Source organism: Pseudomonas sp. LjRoot71, assembly GCF_964253255.1.
Taxonomy (GTDB): Bacteria; Pseudomonadota; Gammaproteobacteria; order Pseudomonadales; family Pseudomonadaceae; genus Aquipseudomonas.
The window spans coordinates 1,738,692-1,763,738 of sequence record NZ_CAXURA020000001.1; the positions used below are offsets into that span (position 1 = coordinate 1,738,692).

At 55.2% G+C, this 25,047-nt stretch carries 20 protein-coding genes and 1 pseudogene; 16 read left to right on the forward strand and 5 right to left on the reverse strand.

Annotation, left to right across the window (positions count from 1 at the left end; translation table 11 throughout):
- From ACSQ17_RS08260 to ACSQ17_RS08270, 3 genes are all read left to right on the forward strand, one after another.
- Window positions 1-417, forward strand: coding sequence for a YqaA family protein (locus tag ACSQ17_RS08260; RefSeq protein WP_310287206.1), 417 nt, complete (start codon window positions 1-3; stop codon window positions 415-417).
- 276 nt (window positions 418-693) lie between these two features.
- Window positions 694-1,137, forward strand: a complete 444-nt coding sequence (locus ACSQ17_RS08265) for a disulfide bond formation protein B (protein ID WP_137821415.1) — start codon at window positions 694-696, stop codon at window positions 1,135-1,137.
- Window positions 1,134-1,778, forward strand: a complete 645-nt coding sequence (locus ACSQ17_RS08270; RefSeq protein ID WP_137821416.1) for a DsbA family protein — start codon at window positions 1,134-1,136, stop codon at window positions 1,776-1,778. Before ACSQ17_RS08265 ends, ACSQ17_RS08270 begins: the two co-directional genes overlap by 4 nt.
- A gap of 82 nt (window positions 1,779-1,860) precedes the next feature.
- On the opposite strand, the gene cadR is transcribed toward ACSQ17_RS08270, so the two are convergent.
- On the reverse strand, window positions 1,861-2,313 hold the full coding sequence (cadR, locus tag ACSQ17_RS08275) for a Cd(II)/Pb(II)-responsive transcriptional regulator (protein WP_017675702.1): 453 nt from the start codon (window positions 2,311-2,313) through the stop codon (window positions 1,861-1,863).
- Between the two features lie 235 nt (window positions 2,314-2,548).
- Between cadR and ACSQ17_RS08280 the strand changes: the two genes are divergently transcribed.
- The 6 genes from ACSQ17_RS08280 to ACSQ17_RS08305 all read left to right on the forward strand — a co-directional run bounded on the left by ACSQ17_RS08280 (window position 2,549) and on the right by ACSQ17_RS08305 (window position 9,482).
- Window positions 2,549-4,831 (forward strand): heavy metal translocating P-type ATPase, encoded by a 2,283-nt coding sequence (locus tag ACSQ17_RS08280; protein WP_167144326.1) that lies wholly within the window; start codon window positions 2,549-2,551, stop codon window positions 4,829-4,831.
- Window positions 4,832-4,847: 16 nt separating this feature from the next.
- The gene (locus ACSQ17_RS08285) at window positions 4,848-5,192 is read left to right on the forward strand and encodes a DUF3703 domain-containing protein (protein ID WP_017675704.1); all 345 of its coding nucleotides are present in this window, start codon (window positions 4,848-4,850) and stop codon (window positions 5,190-5,192) included.
- A 26-nt stretch (window positions 5,193-5,218) separates the two neighbouring features.
- Window positions 5,219-5,695, forward strand: coding sequence for a hypothetical protein (locus ACSQ17_RS08290; RefSeq protein WP_017675705.1), 477 nt, complete (start codon window positions 5,219-5,221; stop codon window positions 5,693-5,695).
- Window positions 5,696-6,300: 605 nt separating this feature from the next.
- Complete coding sequence (locus ACSQ17_RS08295) at window positions 6,301-7,626, forward strand: OprD family porin (RefSeq protein WP_026088463.1); 1,326 nt, start codon at window positions 6,301-6,303, stop codon at window positions 7,624-7,626.
- Between the two features lie 147 nt (window positions 7,627-7,773).
- Complete coding sequence (locus tag ACSQ17_RS08300; RefSeq protein ID WP_224490798.1) at window positions 7,774-8,052, forward strand: hypothetical protein; 279 nt, start codon at window positions 7,774-7,776, stop codon at window positions 8,050-8,052.
- 461 nt (window positions 8,053-8,513) lie between these two features.
- The gene (locus tag ACSQ17_RS08305; RefSeq protein WP_167143944.1) at window positions 8,514-9,482 is read left to right on the forward strand and encodes an arsenic resistance protein; all 969 of its coding nucleotides are present in this window, start codon (window positions 8,514-8,516) and stop codon (window positions 9,480-9,482) included.
- 106 nt (window positions 9,483-9,588) lie between these two features.
- On the opposite strand, the gene ACSQ17_RS08310 is transcribed toward ACSQ17_RS08305, so the two are convergent.
- The 4 genes from ACSQ17_RS08310 to ACSQ17_RS08325 all read right to left on the reverse strand — a co-directional run bounded on the left by ACSQ17_RS08310 (window position 9,589) and on the right by ACSQ17_RS08325 (window position 16,089).
- Window positions 9,589-12,711, reverse strand: a complete 3,123-nt coding sequence (locus ACSQ17_RS08310) for an efflux RND transporter permease subunit (protein WP_090256270.1) — start codon at window positions 12,709-12,711, stop codon at window positions 9,589-9,591.
- A gap of 11 nt (window positions 12,712-12,722) precedes the next feature.
- On the reverse strand, window positions 12,723-13,064 hold the full coding sequence (locus tag ACSQ17_RS08315) for a P-II family nitrogen regulator (RefSeq protein WP_090256271.1): 342 nt from the start codon (window positions 13,062-13,064) through the stop codon (window positions 12,723-12,725).
- 14 nt (window positions 13,065-13,078) lie between these two features.
- A complete protein-coding gene (locus ACSQ17_RS08320) occupies window positions 13,079-14,668 on the reverse strand; it encodes an efflux RND transporter periplasmic adaptor subunit (RefSeq protein WP_167143941.1) in 1,590 nt (529 codons plus the stop codon).
- A gap of 152 nt (window positions 14,669-14,820) precedes the next feature.
- The gene (locus tag ACSQ17_RS08325; protein WP_090256272.1) at window positions 14,821-16,089 is read right to left on the reverse strand and encodes a TolC family protein; all 1,269 of its coding nucleotides are present in this window, start codon (window positions 16,087-16,089) and stop codon (window positions 14,821-14,823) included.
- 570 nt (window positions 16,090-16,659) lie between these two features.
- Between ACSQ17_RS08325 and ACSQ17_RS08330 the strand changes: the two genes are divergently transcribed.
- The 7 genes and pseudogenes from ACSQ17_RS08330 (at window position 16,660) to ACSQ17_RS08360 (ending at window position 24,899) form a co-directional block, all read left to right on the forward strand.
- On the forward strand, window positions 16,660-17,334 hold the full coding sequence (locus ACSQ17_RS08330; RefSeq protein WP_090256273.1) for a heavy metal response regulator transcription factor: 675 nt from the start codon (window positions 16,660-16,662) through the stop codon (window positions 17,332-17,334).
- Window positions 17,331-18,734 carry a heavy metal sensor histidine kinase gene (locus ACSQ17_RS08335; RefSeq protein WP_167143938.1) on the forward strand — a complete coding sequence of 468 codons (1,404 nt, stop codon included), beginning with the start codon at window positions 17,331-17,333 and terminating at the stop codon, window positions 18,732-18,734. The genes ACSQ17_RS08330 and ACSQ17_RS08335 overlap by 4 nt, the downstream gene beginning before the upstream one ends.
- Before the next feature lie 128 nt (window positions 18,735-18,862).
- Window positions 18,863-20,122, forward strand: a complete 1,260-nt coding sequence (locus ACSQ17_RS08340; RefSeq protein WP_436068216.1) for an OprD family porin — start codon at window positions 18,863-18,865, stop codon at window positions 20,120-20,122.
- A gap of 214 nt (window positions 20,123-20,336) precedes the next feature.
- Window positions 20,337-21,236, forward strand: a complete 900-nt coding sequence (locus ACSQ17_RS08345; RefSeq protein ID WP_017679356.1) for a LysR family transcriptional regulator — start codon at window positions 20,337-20,339, stop codon at window positions 21,234-21,236.
- 216 nt (window positions 21,237-21,452) lie between these two features.
- A complete protein-coding gene (locus ACSQ17_RS08350) occupies window positions 21,453-22,742 on the forward strand; it encodes an OprD family porin (protein WP_170050793.1) in 1,290 nt (429 codons plus the stop codon).
- A 341-nt stretch (window positions 22,743-23,083) separates the two neighbouring features.
- Window positions 23,084-23,416: a DUF2790 domain-containing protein gene (locus ACSQ17_RS08355; protein ID WP_004574339.1), complete on the forward strand. Its 333-nt coding sequence runs from the start codon at window positions 23,084-23,086 to the stop codon at window positions 23,414-23,416.
- A 157-nt stretch (window positions 23,417-23,573) separates the two neighbouring features.
- Window positions 23,574-24,899 (forward strand): annotated as a pseudogene (locus ACSQ17_RS08360) (OprD family porin).
- Window positions 24,900-25,047 lie beyond the last annotated feature (148 nt).

Consider the following 25,047-nt stretch of genomic DNA (forward strand, 5'->3'; position numbering starts at 1 on the left):
ATGTGGGAGTTATCCGGTTATTTCGGCCTGTTCCTCGCTGCCTTCGGTGCTGCCACGTTGCTACCCATGCAGTCGGAGGCGGTGCTGGTCGGGTTGCTGCTGACTGACCGCTATGCGGTCTGGGCGCTGCTGGCGGTGGCCACCACAGGTAATGTACTGGGCTCGGTGCTGAACTGGCTGCTGGGTCGCTCTATCGAGCGCTACAGACACAAGCGCTGGTTTCCCGTCAGCGAGGGCAAACTGGAAAAGGCTCAGCAGGCTTATCACCGCTTCGGTCGCTGGTCACTGCTGCTCAGTTGGGTGCCGATCATTGGTGATCCACTCACAGTCGTCGCGGGTGTCATGCGAGAACCCTTCTGGAGCTTTCTGTTGATCGTATTTCGGATCAAGCTACGCCAGTTCGCCCTATCTACCTGATTGAGCGCCCTCCACGATCCAGACGCGTGATCTAGACAAAGCCGCATTGCGGCCAAAGACCACTGCAATCCAGGATCAACTTATGCAATCGCTTTCTCCTCGCGGGTTCGTGGCTCTGTCCGCGCACCTACGCCGCCCGGCGCTCTTATCGCTGTTCGCCATCTCGTTGATGGTTATGGGCATGGCAGATGCACGGGCTCAAGACGTCACCACAAGCGGTATCGCGCCAAAGCTAGTTTCCGCGCCATCCACCTCAGTCGAGGGCAGGTATCAACCATGAAGGAAGCAGAGACAAACACTCGCGCTATCAACCCCTGGGGCCTGCTACTTATGGCCTGGGGTATTGCGCTTGTTTCAACTTTAGCCGCGCTGTTCATCGGCGAGGTCATGGGGAAAACACCCTGCGTTCTCTGCTGGTTCCAGCGCGCATTCATGTTCCCACTGGTCGTGATTCTGGCCGCTGGTTGCTACATCTCAGATTTCGGCGTCTGGCGCTATGCGTTGCCAGTTACCGTCGTGGGTTGGCTCATCGCGCTTTACCACAGCCTGCTCTACCTCGGGATCATCCCGGAGAGCATCAAGCCCTGTGGTGCAGGACCATCATGCTCCAGCGCTGACATGATGATTTTCGGCAGCATACCGCTGCCACTGCTTTCGCTGGGTGCATTCACCCTTATCGCTGTTCTTCTTGTTCTCATCCGCCGGAGGTCTTCCCTATGAGCAGACGTGCAATCGTCCTCGTCATCAGCATTCTTACTGCGCTCGGCTTCGCTGCTGCGGCATTCGTTTATGATCGATATTCGGCAAGCGAAGAAACTCCGCCAGCGGCCCCGGCAACCAGCTCCTTGGTGCGCTTCCATTCGCCAGTTATCGGTGCCGCTAATGCGCCAGTAACCATTGTTGAGTTCTTCGATCCGTCCTGCGAAGCCTGCCGTGCCTTCTTTCCACTGGTTAAGCAGATCCTGGCTGAGAACCCGAAAGATGTGCGCTTGGTGCTGCGTTACGTCCTCTTCCATGAAGGCTCTGAAACAGCGGCAAGAATCCTTGAAACTGCGCGTAAGCAGGGGGTCTATGAGCCGGTTCTGGAGGCAATCATCGCGGCTCAACCGCAATGGCACAGTGACCCTCAGGTGCTCAAAGCCTGGGAGGCTGCTGAAGCTGCAGGCTTAGATGTGGAAAAGGCCCGCGCAGAGATGATGGCTACCGATATCACCGAAACGCTTAAAACAGACGCCCAGGATGCCCAAGCTGCTGCCGTGCGCCAGACGCCCACGTTCTTTGTGAATGGCAAGCCGCTCCTGAGCTTTGGTGCACAGCCACTGATTGATCTGGTTAAAGCTGAAATCGAACAAAGCAAATAAGCGCTTGCAGTTTGTAAACAAACGAACCCGCACCACCGCCTGCAATGTCTCGTGCCGAGTACTGCAGGTGGTGGCGCATTGTTTAGTGGCGATGGCTTTTCCCAACGTGGGTATGGCCATCATCTGGAAGTGCACTGACTCCGCCAGTGGTGTTCAGCCGCTGAAGAATTCCACACTCGTCTACACCCCGCTCAGAGGCGCAACGGTGGCGTAACTCAACCAGCTGTTGTTGCAGTGCCAGCAGGCTGGTCACTCGCGCTTGCACATGCTCGATGTGCTCATCCACTAAGCTATTCACACCCTCACAGTTCCCCTCTGGCCGATCCATCAGCGCCAACAAGCTTCTGATCTCGTCCAGGGTCATGTCCAGTGTTCGGCAATTACGAATAAACGTAAGCCTCTCAAGATGCTCACTGCTGTAAAGACGATAATTGCCCTCGCTGCGAGCCGGTGTCGGCAACAGCCCTTCACGCTCGTAATAGCGAACCGTTTCAACCTGGCAATCGGCAAGCTTGGCCAGCTCTCCAATTTTCATGAAATACCCCTTCTACAAACTCTTGACCCTGTAGTGGCTTCAGGGTGTTCACTCTACAGCACTGACCAATAAGGATACCCCCATGGCTGGTTGCTGCAGTGATGAACAAAAACCTGAAGCGGTTTCAAAGGATGTCTGCTGTGACCCCAGCGGCGCGTTTAAGTGCTCGGCCACGGCAACTACAACGGTAAATGCCATGGTTGGCTCCAGGCTCAGCAGTTTCCGTATTGAACAAATGGACTGCCCTACCGAACAGTCGCTGATTCAGGACAAGCTGAGCAAGCTCGCAGGCGTAGATAAGCTCGACTTCAACCTGATCAAACGGATTCTTGGGGTATGGCACAACTTGCCGTCGACCGCCCCCATCGAGGAGGCGATCTTGTCCCTGGGAATGCAGGCAGAACCGCTCTCTGCTGAAGGGCAAGCCCGCATCAAAATTGAACAGATGGACTGCCCAACGGAAGAAAAGCTGATCCGCGACAAGCTCTCCTCAGTGCCCGGCATCAGCGCGCTGGAGTTCAACCTGCTGCAACGCGTACTGACGTTTAGCCACACAGCAGAAGCATTGCCAGCAGCACTGGCCGCGATTCGCGACCTTGGTTTCACGCCAGTGGTTGAGGATTCAGCAACAGCAAATGAAGAAGCGCAAGGAACCCCGCGCAAGAAAGCCTGGTGGCCCTTGGCGCTCTCGGGCGTGGCCGCCGTATCGGCGGAAGTGATCCACTTTGCCGAGCTTGCGCCAGATTGGGCTGTGGCTGGCGTGGCGCTGCTCGCCATTCTGCTGTGCGGCCTAACGACCTATAAAAAGGGCTGGATCGCGCTGAAGAACCGCAACCTGAACATCAATGCGCTGATGAGTATCGCGGTGACCGGTGCGGTGCTGATTGGGCAATGGCCAGAAGCGGCCATGGTCATGTTCCTCTTTTCTGTAGCAGAACTGATCGAAGCGAAGTCATTGGATCGGGCTCGCAATGCCATCCGCGGCCTGATGGATCTGACGCCGGAGCGCGCCACGGTGCAGCAGATCGATGGCACATGGCTTGAAGTTGACGTTAAAACTATCGCCGTAGGCGCATTGGTCAGGGTAAGACCGGGCGAACGAATCGGTCTCGACGGCGAGGTTACGTCCGGCAACTCCACCATCAACCAAGCGCCCATCACGGGGGAAAGCCTGCCCGTAGAGAAAACCATTGGCGACCCGGTTTTTGCAGGAACCATCAACGAAGCCGGCTCCCTGGAATACCGCGTCCTAGCCGCCGCTGCCAACACCACGCTGGCACGTATCATTCACGCGGTCGAAGAGGCGCAGGGTTCACGTGCGCCGACCCAGCGCTTTGTCGATCAATTCGCCAAGGTATACACCCCTGTCGTATTCCTATTCGCCCTAGCTATCGCCATTGTGCCGCCACTCTTCATGGCCGAGCCCTGGTACGACTGGATCTACCGTGCTTTGGTGCTGCTGGTGGTCGCCTGCCCTTGCGCCTTGGTCATATCGACGCCCGTCACCATTGTCAGTGGCCTGGCAGCGGCGGCGCGTAAAGGCATTCTGGTCAAAGGCGGCGTCTATCTGGAAATCGGTGGCAAGCTTGGCTTCCTGGCACTCGACAAAACCGGAACCATTACTCATGGCAAGCCGGTACAGACCGATTACATGCCGTTGGTTGAACAGGATTCAGAACTCTACCGTACTCATGCTGCCAGCCTCGCCAGTCGCTCTGACCACCCGGTTTCGCAGGCAATAGCCAAGCATGCCACTGAGAATGGCCTGACGTTTGCTGCCGTTGAGGGATTCGAAGCCCTGCCGGGTCGAGGTGTTCGAGGCACCATCGAAGGCATAGATTTCCACCTGGGTAACCACCGCCTGGTGGAAGAGCTTGGCCTCTGCTCACCCGAGCTGGAAGCGACGCTGGAGCGTCTCGAACGCCAAGGTAAAACAGTGGTGGTGCTGTGCAATCCGCAGCGTGCCATTGCCCTGTTCGCCGTTGCCGATACCGTCAAGGACTCCAGCCGCCAGGCAATTGAGGAGCTTCACGCGCTTGGCGTGAAGACCACAATGCTGACCGGCGATAACCCGCACACCGCAGATGCGATTGCACAGCAGGTAGGCATCGACGAGGCACGCGGCAACCTTCTGCCAGTCGACAAATTGCAGGCCATTGAAGCATTGCAGGCGCGCGGCTACGTTGTAGGGATGGTCGGCGATGGCATCAACGATGCGCCGGCGCTGGCGAAGTCTGAAATCGGTTTCGCCATGGCCGCCGCCGGCACGGACACGGCCATCGAAACTGCGGATGTGGCCTTGATGGATGACGACCTGCGCAAGATCCCGGCCTTCATCCGCCTGTCTCAACAGACCGCCGTCATCCTCAAGCAGAACATCGTGCTGGCGTTAGGGATCAAGGCCCTGTTTCTCGCCATTACCCTAACGGGGCAGGCGACGATGTGGATGGCCGTCTTTGCCGACATGGGCGTCAGCCTGCTGGTGGTGTTCAACGGCCTGCGCCTGCTTAAAAAGTAGGATCGGAGGATTGAAGATGAAAGCAGCATTGCAACTCGCAATTGAACAAGCCTTTCAGCAGGCCCGGCAGGCCATGCAGGAACAGCGCAGCGCAGATGCCTTTCAATGGTTAGAGCGCGCGCACATCCTGACCCAACGCCAACCCGTGCTGCATGCTGGGTCACACTGGCTGATGCTTGTGCTCGGCTGGCAGACCGGCGATTACCGCGAGGTCGCGGGGCAACTACCACGTATTTTCGCGGCCCTGCTGTTCTCCAAAATCTGGGTGCCTATCGGCAATACAGGCCGCTCCAGGGTCAGTGCTTTCAAGCCCATGCCGGTTCCCGAAGAACCACAGACCTTGCTTGCCGATGACAAGTAAACTCAATCCGGTCGGTGATTGCGCCCATGCAAATTGATATCTCTACCCAGCTGCCATGCTCACTGGCAGAGGTGATCGCCCAGGTGCGCACGCCACGTCTGCTGCATCAGGTTGCATCACCGTTGCTGAGTTTCAGCCCGCTGACTCCCGTTGAGTTTCCTGGCACCTGGAGCGAGGGCACTTACTGGGTCAAGCTGAAGTTATTCGGCGTACTTCCCATTGGCCGTCAGGCGATTGTGATTACATACCCGCAGACGGAAAATGCTCAGATTTTCATGCTAAGAGACAACGGCTACAGCCCGCTGATCAGCAAGTGGGATCACCTCATTACGGCACAAGAGGTCAACGGCGGAACGCTTTACCGAGATAGCGTGACCATCAAGGCGGGCGTCCTCACTCCGTTCGTCTGGCTATTTGCGCGCCTGTTCTACGCCCACCGTCAGCGCCGCTGGGCAACCTTGGCGGCAAATGGCTTTAACTACGGAAACTCTCAGCCGCTGTAGTAATCGCACCTTGCTAGGTTCTTGGTCGCATCAACCAACTCTTCGTCTGGTAAGCGCTGAGCCCATGGCTATTCACACCCATGCGGTCACAGTTTCATGCACCATTACTGCCATGAGCTGGAATATACGCAGTGCGCCTGCCAGCTCCAGCTCGTCAGCGAAATGCTGGCTTACACGGCGGGAGTGAGCAGCATGCCCGAATCACGCAAGGTGATTCGGGTGGACGCTTACGAGCATCCAAACAAGATCAACCGGCGTCACCCCCAGCCGGCTTGTCACATCAGCCCGGCGCTATCGATCTATCTGAGTGCACCGTCCTATGAGCTGGCAGTCATGAACATTCGGCCTGATCAAGGCTGGAGCTCTCTCGACCTACCCGTCGGATTCTATTGAAAATCTGAATTCAAATGTCGCTTTAAGACAACTTTCATTGCCGCCTTGTGAAGATTACAGAATTGTAATTTTCCAATCATCTTCAAGTTATCTTCAGCTTGCAAGGATAGGGCTCAGCTCCCCAAAGGCGCAGAGCGCTTGAGGGTGCAATACCTATAAGAACGCCATGGCGAAAACTAGACTAATAACTGCCAATTATAAAGGAGCAATAAATGCTTAATAAAACCAAACTATCCCTTGCAGTATTTTCGGCGATTGTCAGTGCAGCTCCGCTCATGGCGGCCGCAGAAGAGCAAGCCGAAGGTTTTGTAGAAGGTAGCAGTTTCAATATTCTCAACCGTAACTTCTACATGAATCGTGACTTTCGTAAAGGTCAGTCGAGCAACACTGACAATGGTTATACTGAAGCTTGGGCACACGGGATCATTGGCCAGTTCGAGTCGGGCTTTACCCAAGGCACCGTAGGCTTTGGTATTGATGCCTTCGCCATGCTCGGCCTTAAACTGGATACCGGGGATGGTCGATATGGCCCAGGTGGTACTGTTAATCTGCTGCCGGTAAATAGTGATGGTGAAGCCGAAGATAACTACTCCAAAGTGGGTGGTGCAGTAAAAGCCCGGCTATTCGACACCGTTGTCAAAGTGGGTGATGTGTTCCCCATGACGCCGGTGGTTCACTACGGTGACTCCCGCCTGCTACCGGAAAGCTTTCGCGGCGTTACGGTTGAGAACACAAGCTTTGATGGTTTGACCCTTCAGGGTGGCCGCCTGCATGCCATGAGCCAGCCGCAGGTCAGCACCATGCGTGATGAGTTCGCAACCTTCTATGCGGGCTCTGTCGCGTCTCCATGGGTTGCCTATTTCGGCGGTGACTATTCGCTAAATGACAACCTGAGCTTTAGTCTCTATAGCAGCCAACTCAAGGATGCTTGGAAGCAGCACTATGCCGGTACGTCCTTCACCTACCCGCTGACCGACAGTGTTTCCTTGTTCGGTGGCTTGAACTACTACAAAGCTGTTGATGACGGCCAGCAGCTGTTGGGTGAGTTCGATAACGACATTTACAGCGGCAAAGTGGGTGTGCAGTTCGGTGCACACAGCGTTGCCCTGTCGCACCAGCGCAACAACGGCGACGATGATTTCGACTACCTGCGCCAGTCTGATTCCATCTTCCTCGACAACTCTATTCAGTACAGCGACTTCAACTCGCCGAAAGAGAAGTCCTGGATGCTGCGCTACGACCTAGATATGGCCAGCTATGGCGTTCCTGGACTGACCTTCATGACGCGCTATGCGCTGGGTACAGATGCGGACTATTCCGACGCCAACAGTGTGTATATGCGTCGTGATGCCGATGGCAACCCGCTGACTGACCAGAAGCGCTGGGAACGCAACATCGAAGCCAAGTACGTCGTCCAAACGGGCTCACTGAAAGAGATGTCCTTCCGTGTTCGCCAGATGACTACCCGCGCAACGGATTACGAGTCGGATCTGGACGAGGTTCGTCTGATCGTCGAGTACCCACTGAGCGTGCTCTAAAAATGGATGGGCGGGCGGGCTCTAAAAGCACTGCCCGCTCATGCATAACAAGATAGGCAGTTATTAGATTTCAAGAATGTAATGTTGGGCTCACGCTGCTGTTAGCTTCACCTCCGTAAAATTCACTCGAACTTGCAGAACTTGTCCATGAACCTCGACAAGCTAATAATTGAATTTTACGAGGCCTGCCTTATGAAGATGTTGAAAGCCCTAGTTATTGGATCAGTACTTCTTGTCGGCTCCACACAGTCTTATGCAGAAGATGGCTATGATCGCTCAATGAAAGCTCAGGCAAAATTTCGAGCAGATCAAAAACGAATTCACGGAACTGAGCCTGCTGCCAAACCGGCGGACGAACTAAAGGTTAAGACCAGCAACCAAGATCGGACCAATACCGATCTTAAAAAAGAAACCAACGCTGACTAACCGCTCACTTCCGAACGATGTTCACCTCTAGAAGCTCCCGAGCTCCTTTGGAAAGAGGTGTACCCTAAGCGCCCTTCGGGGCGCTTTTTTTATTTAATCTTTAATAATAAGAAAGATTCACTGGGAGTTTAAACCTCCAAGCTAGACAACTAACTCTACTCTTCCGCAAGTCATTCATGTCTGCAACAAGCCATCGCTGTCAGCGTGTAGCAAGAAGGGCAAAATGATACCGGTGCAGGCCTTTAGATTGATCTGCCTGATATCTGCAAAGGCACTGGCTATCACCCCGATGCTAGAACACGGTGTCATTTGAATACCGCGCCCTTGCACCGTCAGCAGATACCTACTCAATAGCTAGACGCCGTGCCCATCTCAATTTTTCATGATTCAGGCCATCCAAGAGGATCGCCGCGCTCTCCGCTACCTCATGTAAGCTGAAGTTTTTACTCCTTGAGGATGCTATGAGTAGGGATGCGCTTGAACAAAACCAGATACCGATCTATTTCGTTGCGGTCATTGCAGCGGCAATCGGTGGGTTAATAGCTCCTGCAGCTACGCAGAGCCTGAACGCATTAGTGACCCCGACTATCGCCGTGCTGATGTACGCGATGTTCCTGCAAATCCCCTTTCTTGATTTCCGCGAGAGTCTTAGCAACAAACGCTTCATGTCTGCCTTGCTGATCGCCAATTTTGTACTGATTCCACTGTTGGTGTGGGCACTAACCAGAGGGCTCGCAGAACACCCGGCAGTACTAATCGGCGCTCTTCTGGTTTTGCTCACTCCCTGTATCGACTACGTGGTGGTATTTACGCACATAGGCAGAGGCGACTCGCGTGCGATTCTTGCAGCAACCCCCATCCTCTTGCTGTTGCAACTTGTGCTGTTGCCTGTGTATTTGGCTTTTATGCTAGGGGAGCAATCCCAAGTCGTTATCTCGATAGCGCCTTTCGCTGAAGCCTTTCTCGCACTGATTGTCGTGCCTTTATTGCTCGCGGTGGCTACAGCAGCCTTGGCTAAGCGCTCGCGGATCGTAGGTCGCTGGAACACCGTATGGGCATGGATGCCAGTCCCTGCGATGGCGGCAGTTCTCATTGCGGTGGTTGGGTCGCAAATCTCGCCAGTGGTACGTGATATCGACCAGCTTTTACCGGTGATCCCGGTGTATATCGGTTTCATGCTTTTGGCCCCCGTAGTGGGCGCACTCGCTTCAAAAGCTTATAAACTGCCCGCCTCGACGGCGAGAGCGGTTACTTTCAGTACCGCCACACGTAACTCGTTGGTGGTTCTTCCGCTGGCCCTGGCATTACCTGAAGAAATACGAGGGCTTGCAGCCGCAGCGGTCATCACCCAGACACTGGTTGAGTTGGTGGGTGAACTTGTCTACATCCGGGCAGTGCCGATTCTCATCTGGCGTAAAAAAAGCCGCTGAGGACGCCACGGCACAGTCACCGCCCACATTGAGCGGTATTTACGGTAAGCAAAAAGCCCCGCTCAAGAGCGGGGCTTTTCAGTTGCAAACGAATAGCGCTGTGAACTTAGCGCAGACGATGGGCCAAGCGGTAGAGCAATGGCAAAACCAGCAGCGTCAGCGCTGTTGAGGACAGAATTCCGCCAATCACTACCGTCGCCAGAGGGCGCTGAACTTCCGCGCCCGTACCGATGGCAGTGGCCATTGGAATAAAGCCCAGAGACGCCACCAAAGCAGTCATCAGCACTGGCCGTAGGCGCGTCAATGCGCCTTCGCGGATGGCCTCGTCCAGCCCCATGCCGTTCTCACGCAAACTGCGAATGAAGGAAATCATTACCAGGCCGTTGAGCACCGCCACGCCCGACAAAGCAATGAAACCCACGCCCGCGGAGATCGAGAGCGGAATATCTCGCAGCCACAAGGCCATGATCCCGCCTGTCAGCGCGAAGGGCACGCCGGTGAACACCAGCAGGCCATCTTTGACATTGCCGAACATCATAAAGAGCAGTGTGAACACCAGCAGCAATGAGACCGGTACGACAATCTGCAGGCGCTTGGCCGCCGACTGAAGCTGCTCGAAGGTGCCGCCCCAGGTCGTCCAGTAGCCTGTAGGGACGCTAACCGCCTGGGCGATCTTGCTCTCGGCCTCGGCGACAAATGAGCCGATATCGCGACCGCGAACGTTAGCGGTGACCACCACGCGGCGCTTGCCACTTTCACGGCTGATCTGGTTCGGCCCCGGTGCGGACACCACACTCGCCACATCAGCCAAGCGCACAAACCCTGGGCCATCCAACCCATCGCCATTGGCCAGACGAATAGGTAGCTGCTGGATCTTGTCGACATCATTGCGCCACTCGTCCGCCAGGCGAACTTGGATATCGAAACGCCGGTCACCTTCAAACAGTGCACCCGCCTCGCGCCCGCCGATGGCGGTGGAAATGGCGTCCTGAATCTCCGAGACATTCAAACCGAATCGTGCGGCTTTCTCACGGTCGATTTGTACGCTGAGCATCGGCAGACCGGTGGTCTGTTCGACCTTCACATCAGCTGCTCCTGGAATACCCTCCAGCACCTCAGCGATTTGCTCGGCGGTCTCGTTCATCACATCCATGTCATCGCCAAACACTTTCACTGCGACGTCACTGCGTACGCCGGAGATCAGCTCGTTGAAGCGCATCTGAATGGGCTGAGTGAACTCATAGTTGTTGCCGGAAACCTGTTCAACCGCCTCCTGCATCGCCGCAACCAAATCGGCTTTGCTGCGATCAGGATCGGGCCACTGGTCGCGCGGCTTTAGCATGACAAAGTTGTCCGCCACGTTCGGCGGCATTGGATCGGTTGCGACTTCAGCAGTTCCAAGCTTGGCGAACACCGTATCAACCTCGGCAAAGGATTTGATTCGTTGTTCGAGTTGCACCTGCATTTCAATTGCTTGCGAAAGGCTAGTGCCAGGAATACGCAGGGCATGCAAAGCGATATCGCCCTCATCCAGGCTCGGCACGAACTCACTGCCCATCCGCGAAGCAGCTAAACCAGAAAGCACCATGATGACTGTCGCAATGGTCAGCACTAACGGCTTGCTGACCATGACCCAATCTAGCAACGGCGCGTAGCCTTGCTTGACCCAGGCCATTAGCCGATTTTCTTTTTCACTGACGTTGCCATTGAGGAACAGTGCAACAGCTGCCGGGACGAATGTCACCGAGAGGATCATGGCTCCGAACAGGGCTGTCACCACGGTGAACGCCATTGGGTGGAACATCTTGCCTTCCACGCCGGTGAGCGCAAATATCGGCAGGTACACCACCATAATGATCAGTTGGCCGAACAGCAGTGGACGACGCGCCTCCTTCGACGCCGCGAACACCTCATGGAAGCGCTCATTACGGGTCAACGTTCGGCCTGCTGCGGCCTGGGCGTGAGCCAAACGACGCACGCAGTTCTCTACGATCACCACGGCACCATCGATGATGATGCCGAAATCGAGTGCGCCAAGGCTCATCAGGTTCGCGCTGACCTTGTTGCTGACCATGCCCGTAAAGGTGAACAGCATCGACAGCGGAATCACCATTGCGGTGATGAGGGCCGCCCGAATGTTACCCAGGAACAGGAACAGGATAGCGATAACCAGCAGAGCGCCTTCGATCAGATTCTTCTTCACCGTATTGATGGCCTTATCGACCAATACAGTGCGGTCATAGACCGTCTTCGCTATGACTCCTTTCGGCAGGTTGCGATTGATCTCCTTTATGCGCTGGTCGACAGCCTGCGATACATAGCGGCTGTTCTCACCAATCAACATAAAGGCAGTGCCGAGCACCACCTCCTGGCCGTTCTCAGTAGCGGCCCCGGTGCGCAGCTCCTTACCCAGGCCAACCTCGGCCACATCACCGATGCGCACAGGAACACCATCGGTGTTCTTGATGATGATGTTGGCGATGTCAGCGATATTGCCGACTTGTCCCGGAGCGCGGATCAGGTACTGCTCGCCGCTGCGTTCGATGTAGCCCGCACCAACGTTGGCATTATTGCTCTCCAACGCAACCACAATGTCCTGCAGGCTGAGGCCATGTGCGACCAGGCGCTCCGGCTTGGGTGAAACCTGGAACTCCTTGGCATAACCGCCAATGGTGTTGATCTCGGTAACACCTTTGACGGTTCGCAGTTGCGGCTTGACGATCCAGTCCTGAATCTCACGCAAATCCATCGGAGTATAGGCGCTGCCATCCGGCTTCTTCGCACCGTCTTGCGCCTCGATGGTCCACATGTAGATCTCGCCCAGACCAGAAGCGATTGGCCCCATGCTCGGCGACAGATCACTGGGTAGATTGCTACGCGCTTCCTGTATCCGCTCATTCACCAACTGACGAGCGAAGTAGATGTCTGTGCCGTCTTCGAAAATGACGGTGACCTGCGACAACCCGTAGCGTGAGATTGAACGCGTTTCCTGTAAGTTGGGCAGCCCAGCCATTACCGATTCAATCGGAAAGGTCACGCGTTGCTCAGTTTCCAGTGGCGAGTAGCCCTTTGCCTCGGTATTGATCTGCACCTGCACGTTGGTGATGTCGGGAACCGCATCAATCGGCAACTTCTGGTAGCTGTAAACACCCAACGCCGCCATGCCGAGCACAGCCAGCAAGACTAGCCAGCGCTGGTCGATGGCGAAGCGAATTAATCGTTCGTACATGTCAATTTCCCCTAAAGCGCAGCATCACCGCGCTCTCCAGTACGGATGCGCAATGCGTCGGTCAAAGGGGCCACGGCGACGATTCCATCACCGGGAACACCTGTGTGGGCGGCCTTCTCGATGGCATGGACGATCTCATCGGCAACCTCATCGGAGCAGAACGCCAGCAGCACGAGATGCTGATGGGCGTCTGGATTCCATTCGTCTGCGATATATCCATGATCCTTGCCGTGACCACGCGGATGACCATGGGCTGGCAGGATGGTGAATCCTGGTAGATGCGGCAGTGCGTGCAGCGCTTGCTCGACGGCTTCAAGCCGGATCGGACGAAAAATAGCTGTAACTTGTTTCATAGCTCGACTCCGAATTAGTGGTCATGGCTCGCGCCGGCTTTGCCAAGCTCAGCTTTGATCAGGAAGCTGTTCTTCAGCGCGTATCGATCGCCCGCCTTCAGACCCGAGATAACCTCGACGAAGTGGCCGTCGGATTTGCCCAGCTCAAGAGGCCGAGCTTCTAGCTGGTTATCGAAGCGGCCGAACACTACCTGCCAATCGCGAACGGTCTGGATCGCTTCGACCGCTACTGCAACGGGAACGTCGTTCTCCTCGGCAATCACCTCGACCGTCACTGGCAAACCAGGCCGCCATATCCGATCTGGGTTGGCTAGCACGATGCGAGCAGTCGCCGAGCGGGTTTGCGCCCCAACCAGAGCGCTGACATAGGAAATGGAGCCCTTAGCCGTGGCGGCGAATGCGCTGGAGCTCACGACAACGTTTTGCCCTTCGGCGATTACGCCCAAGTCTTTCGCCGCGACGGTTGAGTCCACCCATACGGTCGACAAATCCGAGACGGTAAAGACTGCGGAGTCCTCTTTGAGTACTTCACCAACAGAGATGCTTTTGCTGGTTATCACGCCATCGATAGGGGCACGAATCTCGAATTCGGTGAGATTCTGGCCTTTGGCCGGGGCACCGCCCAGCGAAGCGATTTGTTGCTGGACGCGCTGCACTGCGATAGCAGCTTCCTGCATGGCAACTTGCGCCTGCAGGAAGTCCTGCTCGGCGGAAATCTTCTCTTCCCACAATTGCTTTTCACGTGCATAGGTCGTGCGGGCAAGCGCAGAGCGTTGCTGGGCGGCCATTAGCTCGCCACGCAGTTCGGCCAGCGCCTGGCTGGAGATTTTGGCCAATACCTGACCCTTGCTGACCGTATCGCCAGCACTAACCGCCACCGAGTCGACGCGCCCGGCAAGTTGCGGGGTCACCTGAACCGTGCGGTCACCGTTGTAACGAACCTCGCCGAGCACTTGCAGCGTGGAGGCGATTTTCGCTGGACCAGCAGTGGCGAGCGTGACGCCACCCTGCTCAAGCTGCGCATCCGTCATCGTCACGCGGCCCTCAACCTGCTCGTAACCGAACGAATAGCTCTTGCCACTGTGCTTGGCGCTGATGGAAACCTGGAATGAATGCGGCTCTACAACCGCGGCATCGCCACGTAGGTAGTCATTCTCTTTGCTGAAATTGATGATTTGCGCAGGTTGGCCAAGACGCAACAAGGTCACCTGTACCGTGCTTTCAGTAGGATTTAAAAGCTTACCGTCCAGGTAGGTATAGAGCCTGAACTGAGGCTCTACGCCCTCCTCAAAAATCGTCACTTCAAGTGCATAATCACCCTCGGTGAAAAGCTTGCCGCCATGCTCGCCCTTGGTGGGTTCTACAGTTTCATGGTGCTCTTTATCTGCATGCTCATCGGCCTCTTCATGCTCGTCGGCCGAAGCCTCCCCGTGGTGCTCGGGATCTGCGTGAGCCGATACATCCTCATGACTCTCATCATGGCCATGGCCTTCCTCCCCGGACTTACCAGGGCTACCACTTAGAATCAGACCCGCCACGGCTAAACCGATGACGACAACAGCCACAATCATCAGCCACTGCTTTCTGGGAGTTGTTGATGCCATTGGTAACTCCAAATTATCAAAAGTATTGAATTTGACTCATGCCCAGGCGGCGACTAAACGCGCTCAATAAACATGCAGCCGCCAGGAAAGCAGGCGAGGCTTCATGTCGCATGACGCGACCATCTAAGGCGTTATGTAGGTGTGAGAGATGCTTATTTTTTGAATTCGATGTTGAGTTGGGAGCCGTAAATCTTCTCCAAGCTCACCCAGGCCGAAATAGCTTCATCCAGGGTATTCAGGTATTGGGAGCGCATGCTTACGAGGGTGCGCTGAGCATCGAGTACATCGATAAAGGCAAACTTGCCCATCTCGAATCCACGTACTGCGCCCTCTACTGCTTGCTGCGCGGTCGGCAGCAGTGTGCCGCTGATCGAGTCGACTTCACTTCTAGCGCTTTCCCACTGCTCAAATGCCTGCTGGGCTTCCGCGCGCAGGCGGAGCTCTGCGGCATTGCGCAAATCCCGCGCTTGGTCAGCTCCTTGAGCAGCGGCCAGCACATTGCCTTGGTTGCGGTTGAACAACGGAATAGGCATCGACAAGCCGAGCAAATTGACGCGCTCGCCAAGCCCTTCGTCGTACTGGCTGCCAACGCTGACGGTGAGGTCTGGAATGCGCTGCGACTTTTCGAGTTCCAAGGAAGACTCGGCACGCTGGATTTGCGTGTTGGCCAGCCGTAGGTCCGCTGTATCTGTTATGCGTGCAAGCATCTCAGCCTGCGACGGCAGGTACGGCAGGCGCTCAAGATCACCCTCGACATGCGCGAAGTTCGGTGTCTTGGCACCCGTTATGAGCGCCAGTTGCTTGTAGGCATTGCTTTGATTGAGGCGTGCGCGATTCAGCTCCAGTTGAATTTCCGAAAGCTGCACCTGAGCACGCGAAATTTCGATTGGCGAAGCCTTGCCGGCCTTTACGCGCCCTTCGACCACCTGAAGTCCGCGACGGGCAAGGTCTAACGACTGTGTGGAAAGCTGCAGTCCTTCCTGGGCACGCAGAGCTGAGTAAAAGGCCTGGATGACCTCAGCGCGCAAGATGTTTTTCTTACGCTCCAGATCAATCGCCACCGCGTCCTGATCACGCTCAGACACATCAATACGCGCGCTACGCTTGCCGCCCAGCTCAATTGGCTGAGATACCTGAATGCTGGTAACGCGCGACTCACTGCGCGTGTCCTCAACGCTCCAGGACAACTCAGGATTCGGGATCAGCCCAGCTTGAGTACGAGCACCTTCGGCAATACCTGTATTCCATTGTGCTGCAGCGAACTCCTGGTTCTCAGTGAGCGCTTGCGCAAACGCCTCATCAATCGTTATTGACTGCCTTGTTGATTCGGCAGCAGTTGTTGGAACTGGAGCAATTAACAATGCAGCCAGTAGCCCTGAAAATACACAGAATTTACCTATTCCAACTCCATGTCCGGCCATTGTTTTTACATGCACTTAAAGTCCTCCACAGAACTAGCTCTGCTGGAATATAATGAAGGCCTTTATATTTATTAATCCCGAGGGATATCGAGGATTATCGCTTGGGAAAATAAGTAGAAAGCCAATTCCCGGCAGAATGTAGTGCCCCATGCCTATCAGCAAGGTGACTGGAAAATTACAAATACGTTATCCAGCACTTTTCCAAGTAGGCCTGTATTAGTATTGGCAGCGCTCAAGAGAGCAGGCAATTTAGCGCCCAGCAACAACTAGAAACAAACACAGTTAAATAGCGGTTGCCTCGCGGGTAGCGCCCCCGGGCAGCCCTGCCAGTCAAAAGTTGGGTGTTTTGGATAAGGACAAGTACTGCGACATGTTGTCGCTTAACCCCTTTGAGCCATGCGAAATAGGCATTACAGCTTGACCCTAAAGCCGCTTCAGGCTTTAGCCTTGGAGCAACCTGAAAAGCCGTAGGTCATATCCGTGACCGCCGATGAAAGAATTAAAACCACTCCGCAGCCATAACAAAAAAATATCTAAAAATACTGGCCGCATATTTTAAGGTGAATTTTTATGCGAATCCTTATTGTCGAGGACGAGCCCAAGACTGCCGAATACTTACACCAAGGTTTAAGCGAAAGTGGCTATGTAGTTGATAAGGCCGCCACTGGCGTGGACGGTCTCCACCTTGTTAGGCAGCACACTTACGACTTGGTAGTGCTTGATGTAAACCTGCCTGGAATTGATGGTTGGGGCGTGCTTGAGCATATACGCAGTAACAGCAGTACTCGCGTGATAATGCTGACTGCACGCGGGCGCTTAGTGGATAAAATTAAAGGCCTGGATTTGGGGGCGGATGATTATTTAGTCAAACCGTTCGAGTTCCCTGAGTTACTTGCGCGAATTCGTACGTTGCTACGGCGAAGCGAGCAAATTCCAGTACCGGAAGTGCTGCGGGTAGCCGACCTTGAGCTTGATCCGGCGAGGCACCGCGCGTTCCGTGGTGAGCAGCGCATCGACCTGACCACTAAAGAGTTTGCGTTGCTGCACCTACTGATGCGCCGCTCTGGGGAAGTGCTATCGCGCACCCAGATCATTTCGCTGGTCTGGGATATGAATTTTGACTGCGACACCAACGTCGTCGAAGTCTCCATCCGCAGACTACGCGCCAAAATTGATGACCCGTTCGATAACAAGCTGATTCACACCCTCAGGGGTGTCGGGTACGTGCTTGAGGAACGTGCATGAAGCCGACCAGTCTATCCATGCGCCTTGGCCTGTCGGTCAGCGTGATGGGGGCGGCACTGGTTGTTCTGCTAGCAGCACTCGCCTACTTCGCGCTTACCCATGAGCTGGACTCGTTGGCCAAGCAGAGTCTTGACGGCAAACTTGAGCAGATTCAGCACAATCTCGCCGAAGACATGAGCGCACATGCAATTGCCCAGCAACCTCACGAGCTGCTGGATCTGGTCATGGGGCATGACAATCTGCACCTGACGATCTACGGGAAAAAGTCAGGCACCAAATTACTCCTGAATCTGGGTGAGAAATCCAGGGAGCCCATTCTTGCCAACATACCAGCAGGCGATACCCCTATTTACCAAAGCTGGTCGGATGCTGAGGGAAACAACTTCCTGACCGCATCCAAGGTGATGCTGCTCAACGACGGCGACCACGTCAGGGTCTTACTCTCAATTGATCGATCTGCCGACGAAGCACTGCTCAGTGCCTACCTCAAGTCAACGTTGATCGCGCTCCCTCTTCTTCTGGCGCTAATTGGCATGGGCGCATGGTGGATTGTACAACGGGGCCTTTCTCCGCTCCGGCAATTTCGCCAGGTTGCATCGCTGATATCCACGCAGGATCTGACCCATCGGATTTCCGTCGACAAACTTCCACAAGAACTCAGCGCGCTGGCCCACGGCATCAACTTCATGCTGCATCGTCTTGATGGTGGCGTTCAGCAGCTATCGCAGTTCTCTGATGACCTGGCCCATGAGTTGCGCTCACCTATCACCAACCTGATGGGTAAAGCGCAGGTAACGCTCTCAAGAGAGCGTCCACCTGAGGAGTACAAAGCCGTACTGGAATGCTGCACAGAAGAGCTGGAGCGCGTCACCCGAATCGTGTCCGACATGCTGTTTCTCGCTCAAGTCAGCCACCCCGCATCCCTGGTTCCCTTCGAGAAGATTGCACTGGAGGACGAGGCAAGACGCGTTGTGGATCTGTTCAGCATCTCCGCTGAAGAGAAACAGATCAGCCTGAGCATTTCCGGGGCCGGCCGAACCTTCGGTGATCGGCTGATGGTACAGCGCGCCATTTCAAACCTCTTGTCCAATGCGATTCGGCACAGCCCCATTGGCGCAAACATCTCGCTGCTGATCGAGAAGCACAGCGAAACCGTGTCGTTCTCGGTGGGAAACCCGGGGATTGGCATCCCCGCACAGCACATCCCTCATTTGTTCGAACGCTTCTACCGCGTCGATACCAGCCGCTCTCGTGCCGAAGGTGGGACAGGGCTGGGCCTGGCAATTGTTCGCTCGATCATGAGCCTGCATCAGGGCACGGTCGAGGTCAGTAGCCTGCCAGGCAGCTTCACCGTATTCCGTTTGATCTTCCCCAAAGTCCGCAATGGTTCCTCGACCTAGACCTGCAGGCGTACAGGCATAACGACCAGCCGAAGATTGGCCGCAGAGGAACCCGCCCCTATTCGGAGAGCACGGCATACAGCGACGGCTCCCCGATATGCCACCCCCCTGAACATGGATAAACAACAATGAAGAAGACCCTCTTGGCAGTCGCGGTGAGTACTGGGGTACTCAGTCTTAGCCAGCCAGCCGCAGCTGAGTTTTTCGCAGACAGCAAAGCCGGGCTGGAAGCGCGTAACTTCTATTTCAATCGCGACTTCCGCCAAGACTCAGCCAGCCAATCAAAGCAGGAAGAATGGGCCCAGGGCTTCCTGCTGCGCTACGAATCCGGGTTCACCGAAGGGACAGTCGGCGTGGGCATCGACGCCATTGGCATGCTTGGCCTCAAGCTGGACTCTAGCGCCGACCGCTCAGGCTCGGGCCTGCTCAAGCGCGATAAAGAAGCACCTCGTGCCGCGCAGGATGAATATGGTGAGATGGGCTTAACCGCGAAGCTGCGCGCCTCAAACAGCGTGCTGAAACTGGGCACGCTGCAACCTAGACTGCCAACCGTCCAAGCAAACGATTCGCGCCTGCTGCCACAGACCTTTCAAGGCGGGCACCTGAATTCGCTGGAGATTGACGGGCTTACCTTCGATGCAGGCCAGCTCAAGCAAGTAAGTCAGCGCGACTCATCCGATAGCGAAGACCTCAGCATTGCCAGCGGCGCAGCCCGCGCTATCAGCGGCGGCGGAACCCAGACGAGCGATGAATTCAACTTCGCCGGGGCGACCTACAAATGGAACAGCAACCTGGCCACCGGCTACAACTACGGCAATCTGGACGAGTTCTACAAGCAGCATATTTTCACGGTCCTGCACACCTTGCCGCTAGGTGACAAACAATCGCTGAAAACTGATCTGCGCTACGCCCGCTCTACCGACGAAGGTAACAGCAACGTCGACAACAAGGCATTCGGAGCAATGTTTACCTACGCCTTTGGTGGCCACGCCCTCGGCGTTGGCTACCAGAGCATGAGCGGAGACACCGGTTACGCCTACATCAACGGCACCGATCCGTTCCTGGTCAACTATGTACAGATCGGCGACTTCGCTAACAAAGACGAAACCTCATGGCAGGCCCGCTATGACTTCAACTTTGCCAGCGTTGGCATCCCTGGCTTGACGTTCATGACCCGTTACCTGACTGGTGACAATATTGATCTAGGCGCAGGCAAAGCCGATGGTAAGGAGTGGGAGCGCAACACTGACATCGCCTATGTCTTCCAGGACGGTGCGCTGAAAAACCTGGGTGTGAAATGGCGCAACGCCACACTACGTTCAACCAATTTCGGCAACGATGTTGACGAGAACCGCCTGATCGTCAGCTACACACTTCCGCTGTTGTAATCATCAAACCTCAGCGCGGAACTAGTAGTCGAGTGCCGCGCTTAGAACCGCCCGCGCTGATAAAGTGATACTGCCGGAAGTTCAATTCCAAACATAAAGCTCCTCCCTCCATCAGATTACAAATAAGTAATCCTGCTGCGATCCTGGCGTTAGGTTCGTCTCGTTAAGCTCAAAGTACATGCATTTTGCTTGGCACGAGCTTTGATCGCCCCCCATGTTCGACCCTCTCACCATCGACCACCAACTAGCACAGATTTTCTTGACCAGCGCGCGCTGCGCCTGCTTTAGGCAGGCTGCACGCAGCCTAAACTTACATATCGTGCCGATGCGCAAAAAACTCAGGAAGCTGGAGGCAACTGTAGGTACCCCGCTATTCCTTTATAAAGGACGCGAGCTCAGCCTGAGCGCAACAGGACGTGAATTACAACAACTACTGATCCAGAAATTCGGTGACCTGCATCCAGAGGACGTCAGTGTCCAGCGAGCTCTGGTACGTCTTGCGGTGCCGACGGCACTGCTCACCGACCTGCTGGCCCGTGATTTGATCTCCTGGCTGCGTAATGACGCGGCCGTGAGACTAGAAATCATCCCACAGGAGGGCGAGCCCGAGAGGCTGGCAGAGGTCATGATTTGGATCACCGATCCCGGCACGCCAAGACCGACTCCAAGCTTTGCAATGACAACACCATTGATGCTTGCACGAATTCCCTATCGTGCCCATATGGCCAAACGTTATGCGGGTAAACGCCTACCGAGTTCTGTAGCCGACCTCAAGGATTTCATGCTGGTTCAGCTCGCGGGAAACACAACGGTTGACAGTTTCGAACCATGGAATCAGCTGATCCGTCAGCGCCAAAGCGCGGTCATTCAAGTGCATTCACAAGAGTGGGTCGTTGACTTGCTGCGTAACTCCTCCTGCATTGGCCTGCTACCTGGCTACATCTCCCATGTAGACCGTAACCTGCTGCCCCTTGACGAGTTATTCGAGACTGCCTTGGAACGGGTGGTCTGGATTTCAACGTCCCCGCTGGCAGCAGAGCAATCAGAAGTGCAGACACTGGTATCGCTCATCTACAAAGCCTTTGAAGATCGCCACAACTGGTTCACTCAGTAGCCCTGAGTAGTCCACAAGCAGCTAATTCACCAAATAGTCATCTCGCTGAAACAAACAAAAGTTTCCACTCCTGCATTGAAACCCTCGCCCTGTAAGGCTTTCATTCGCCCTCTCGATCATTGAAATAAAAATGTCATCGAAAGTATGTGCAAGTGTAATACGCCTACCCGAGCCTGCCCCACGTCTACCACACATGTTTTCGACGAGGATAATTACATGCTCATTGCTACCCCCAACTCTCAATGGCTTAACCGAGTCACGTGCGGGCTCCTGCTGAGCGCTGGAGGACTCGGTCTCAGTCAACCAGCGGCAGCTGATTTTTTGGCAGATAGCAAAGCTGGTCTGGAAGCGCGCAACTTCTATTTCAATCGTGATTTCCGCCAAGACTCAGCTAGCCAGTCAAAGCAGGAGGAATGGGCCCAGGGCTTCCTGCTGCGCTACGAATCCGGCTTCACTGAAGGGACAGTCGGCGTGGGTATCGACGCCATCGGCATGCTGGGTCTCAAGCTGGACTCCAGCGCTGATCGTTCAGGCACGGGCCTTCTAAAACGCAACAAAGAAGCACCTCGTGCAGCGCAGGATGAATATGGTGAGATGGGCTTAACCGCGAAGCTGCGCGCTTCAAACAGCGTGCTGAAACTGGGCACGCTGCAACCTCGACTGCCAACCGTCCAAGCAAACGATTCGCGCCTGCTGCCACAGACCTTTCAAGGCGGGCACCTGAATTCGCTGGAGATTGCCGGCCTGACCTTCGATGCCGGCCAGCTCAAACAAGTAAGCCAGCGCGACTCATCCGATAGCGAAGACCTCAGCATTACCAGCGGCGCAGCCCGCGCTATCAGCGGCGGCGGAACCCAGAATAGCGATGAATTCAACTTCGCCGGAGCAACCTACAAGTGGAACAGCAACCTAGCCACCGGCTACAACTACGGCAATCTAGACGGTTTCTACAAGCAGCATATTTTCACGGTCCTGCACACCTTGCCGCTAGGTGACAAGCAATCGCTGAAAACTGATCTGCGCTACGCTCGCTCCACCGACGAGGGCAACAGCAACGTCGACAACAAGGCATTCGGGGCGATGTTCACCTATGCATTTAGCGGTCACGCACTCGGTGTTGGTTACCAGAGCATGAGCGGAGACACCGGCTACGCCTACATCAACGGCACCGATCCGTTCCTGGTCAACTATGTGCAAATCGGTGACTTCGCCAACAAAGACGAAACCTCATGGCAGGCCCGCTATGACTTCAACTTTGCCAGCGTTGGCATCCCTGGCTTGACGTTCATGACCCGTTACCTGACCGGCGACAATATTGATCTAGGCGCAGGCGGTGCCGATGGTAAGGAGTGGGAGCGCAATACTGACATCGCCTATGTCTTTCAGGACGGTGCGCTGAAAAACCTGGGCGTTAAATGGCGCAACGCCACACTACGTTCAACCAACTTCGGCAACGACGTTGATGAGAACCGCCTGATCGTGAGCTACACCCTTCCACTGCTGTAATTAGCAATAATCCGTGCGTTGCACTGTTTGTGCAGCGCACGCATTTAGCGAAATGCACAGACGGCGACTATGGGGAGCCGCCAAGAGTGCATTACTACCGCTAACGATCGCCTCACCAAAGCTGACTTTCCAATGACCCACTCACTGATACCTGGGTAGAAATTGTTATCTTCGGTAGCCGACGCCTGTAATTGCTCTGACGAGTGCCAAACATAACTGACGTATCAAAACCTTTACTCTCAAAGAGTTTAGATCCATTACAGGAATGTAATTCTCGCTTCACGTTTGTGACAGGGTCTTGCGTTTATATTTTAATCACCACCTTGAAGGAGTGATTAAACATGAAAAGCCTCAAAGTTATTGCAGCCCTTGCCGCTATGGTTGTTTCCTCTGCCACTCTGGCAGAAGGCGGCGCTGATCGTGTTTATGGTCGGATGATTCAGGCCAATGAGCAGGCCATGCAAGAGTATGCTGCCGCTAACGGAAAGAATCCGCCTGAAGTTATTCATTACCGCTACGGCATGAAACTCGATATCGCCAGGGTCGTGGCCACTACCCCGACGGACTCTAGCTGCGGTGTGATGCCGGCCCAGATGACCTACGAGGACTCCAATGGCGATCTGAATATTCTTGAATACCGGGCAGCCGGGACAGGTTGCCGTAATCAAAACTAGATAAATGACATCGCGCTGACTGAAATGTAATTTCCAAGTCACCCTGACGTTATTTGGCATGTGGAAATATGACCAAGGCGTGCCTGGCTATGCCCGGCGCGCTTGGCACATATATGCGACCACACAATGACAACTGCCAATAACATCAGGAGCATTTATGAATAACAGAACCCTGTTAGGACTTTCTCTGCTCACTCTGAGCGTCAGTACCGGGCAAGCTGCAATGGCCGCCGGCGAGAAAGGCGAGGGATTTATCGAAGGCAGCAGCCTGACCATTCTCAATCGAAATCTCTACTTCAACCGCGATTTCCGTAAAGGCCAGTCCAGCAGCTCGGGTAATGGCTATTCGGAAGAGTGGGCGCATGGCGTGATAGGCAGATTCGAGTCTGGTTTCACCGAGGGCACCATAGGCTTTGGTGTCGATGCCTTTGCCATGCTAGGGCTCAAGCTTGACACCGGCGACGGCCGTTCTGGAGCAGGCGGCTCAGTCGACGTGATGCCTTACAACAGCCTCGGGCAGGCTGAGGACAACTACTCCAAACTGGGGGGCGCGGTGAAAACTCGGTTCATGGATACCGAGATCAAGGTAGGCGACGTCTTTCCCGTCAGCCCGGTCGTCTAATACGGTGATGCACGGCTTTTACCGGAGAGTTTCCGAGGTGTCACCGTGGTCAACAGCAGCGTGGAAGGACTGTCGCTTCAAGGCGGTCGCCTCCACTCGATGAGCCAACCCAATACCAGCAGCATGCGCGACGGCTTCGCTACCTTCTACGCGGGCGAAGTGGACTCGCCATGGATCGCCTATTTCGGTGGTGATTACACGCTTAATGACAACGTCGGCTTTAGTCTCTACACCAGCCGCCTCAAGGATGCCTGGAATCAATATTACGCGGGCACCACGCTGAGCTACCCGCTTGCGGACGATGTCGCCTTGATCGGCGGGCTGAACTACTACAAGGCGGTCGATGAAGGGAGGCAGCTCCTCGGGAGCTTCGATAACAACATCTGGAGCGGCAAGGTCGGCATCCAATTCGGCGCTCATACAGTGCTGGTGGGTCTCCAGCGCAACAATGGCGATGATGACTTCGACTACTTGCGCCAATCGGACTCCATCTACCTCGACAACTCCATCCAGTACAGCGACTTCAACTCGCCGAAGGAGAAGTCATGGCAAGTGCGCTATGGCCTGGATATGGAGCCTTTCGGTGTGCCTGGATTGAGCTTCATGACTCGATATGCCCAGGGCTGGGATGCCGACTACAGCAACGCCAACGAAGTCTATATGCGCCGTGATGACAACGGCGATCCGTTGACCAACCAGAAGCGCTGGGAGCGGGACATCGAGGCCAAGTACGTTGTGCAGTCTGGGTCGTTGAAGGACATGTCCTTTCGCATTCGACAAGCCACGACTCGCGCCACCGACTTCGAGTCGGATTTGGATGAGTTCCGCCTGATTGTCGAGTACCCGCTGGAAGTTCTCTAACCCTGGCAAGCGAGCGGGTTGATTGCCCGCTCGCTCCTTGGTCCTGCTGTCCCCTCGTAGTGCTCCTTTGGTTTGGAGACAGCCCTTGGCGCCCTAGGGCGCCTTTTTTACTTAGGTTAAAGGACGTATGAAAATGAGTCGGCCACTA

Bases quoted from the DNA above. Each gene is read 5' to 3' on its own strand.
- ACSQ17_RS08260 (WP_310287206.1), top strand. From the start codon at position 1: ATGTGGGAGTTATCCGGTTATTTCGGCCTGTTCCTCGCTGCCTTCGGT.
- ACSQ17_RS08265 (WP_137821415.1), top strand. From the start codon at position 694: ATGAAGGAAGCAGAGACAAACACTCGCGCTATCAACCCCTGGGGCCTG.
- ACSQ17_RS08270 (WP_137821416.1), top strand. From the start codon at position 1,134: ATGAGCAGACGTGCAATCGTCCTCGTCATCAGCATTCTTACTGCGCTC.
- cadR (WP_017675702.1), bottom strand. From the start codon at position 2,313: ATGAAAATTGGAGAGCTGGCCAAGCTTGCCGATTGCCAGGTTGAAACG.
- ACSQ17_RS08280 (WP_167144326.1), top strand. From the start codon at position 2,549: ATGGACTGCCCTACCGAACAGTCGCTGATTCAGGACAAGCTGAGCAAG.
- ACSQ17_RS08285 (WP_017675704.1), top strand. From the start codon at position 4,848: ATGAAAGCAGCATTGCAACTCGCAATTGAACAAGCCTTTCAGCAGGCC.
- ACSQ17_RS08290 (WP_017675705.1), top strand. From the start codon at position 5,219: ATGCAAATTGATATCTCTACCCAGCTGCCATGCTCACTGGCAGAGGTG.
- ACSQ17_RS08295 (WP_026088463.1), top strand. From the start codon at position 6,301: ATGCTTAATAAAACCAAACTATCCCTTGCAGTATTTTCGGCGATTGTC.
- ACSQ17_RS08300 (WP_224490798.1), top strand. From the start codon at position 7,774: ATGAACCTCGACAAGCTAATAATTGAATTTTACGAGGCCTGCCTTATG.
- ACSQ17_RS08305 (WP_167143944.1), top strand. From the start codon at position 8,514: ATGAGTAGGGATGCGCTTGAACAAAACCAGATACCGATCTATTTCGTT.
- ACSQ17_RS08310 (WP_090256270.1), bottom strand. From the start codon at position 12,711: ATGTACGAACGATTAATTCGCTTCGCCATCGACCAGCGCTGGCTAGTC.
- ACSQ17_RS08315 (WP_090256271.1), bottom strand. From the start codon at position 13,064: ATGAAACAAGTTACAGCTATTTTTCGTCCGATCCGGCTTGAAGCCGTC.
- ACSQ17_RS08320 (WP_167143941.1), bottom strand. From the start codon at position 14,668: ATGGCATCAACAACTCCCAGAAAGCAGTGGCTGATGATTGTGGCTGTT.
- ACSQ17_RS08325 (WP_090256272.1), bottom strand. From the start codon at position 16,089: ATGGCCGGACATGGAGTTGGAATAGGTAAATTCTGTGTATTTTCAGGG.
- ACSQ17_RS08330 (WP_090256273.1), top strand. From the start codon at position 16,660: ATGCGAATCCTTATTGTCGAGGACGAGCCCAAGACTGCCGAATACTTA.
- ACSQ17_RS08335 (WP_167143938.1), top strand. From the start codon at position 17,331: ATGAAGCCGACCAGTCTATCCATGCGCCTTGGCCTGTCGGTCAGCGTG.
- ACSQ17_RS08340 (WP_436068216.1), top strand. From the start codon at position 18,863: ATGAAGAAGACCCTCTTGGCAGTCGCGGTGAGTACTGGGGTACTCAGT.
- ACSQ17_RS08345 (WP_017679356.1), top strand. From the start codon at position 20,337: ATGTTCGACCCTCTCACCATCGACCACCAACTAGCACAGATTTTCTTG.
- ACSQ17_RS08350 (WP_170050793.1), top strand. From the start codon at position 21,453: ATGCTCATTGCTACCCCCAACTCTCAATGGCTTAACCGAGTCACGTGC.
- ACSQ17_RS08355 (WP_004574339.1), top strand. From the start codon at position 23,084: ATGAAAAGCCTCAAAGTTATTGCAGCCCTTGCCGCTATGGTTGTTTCC.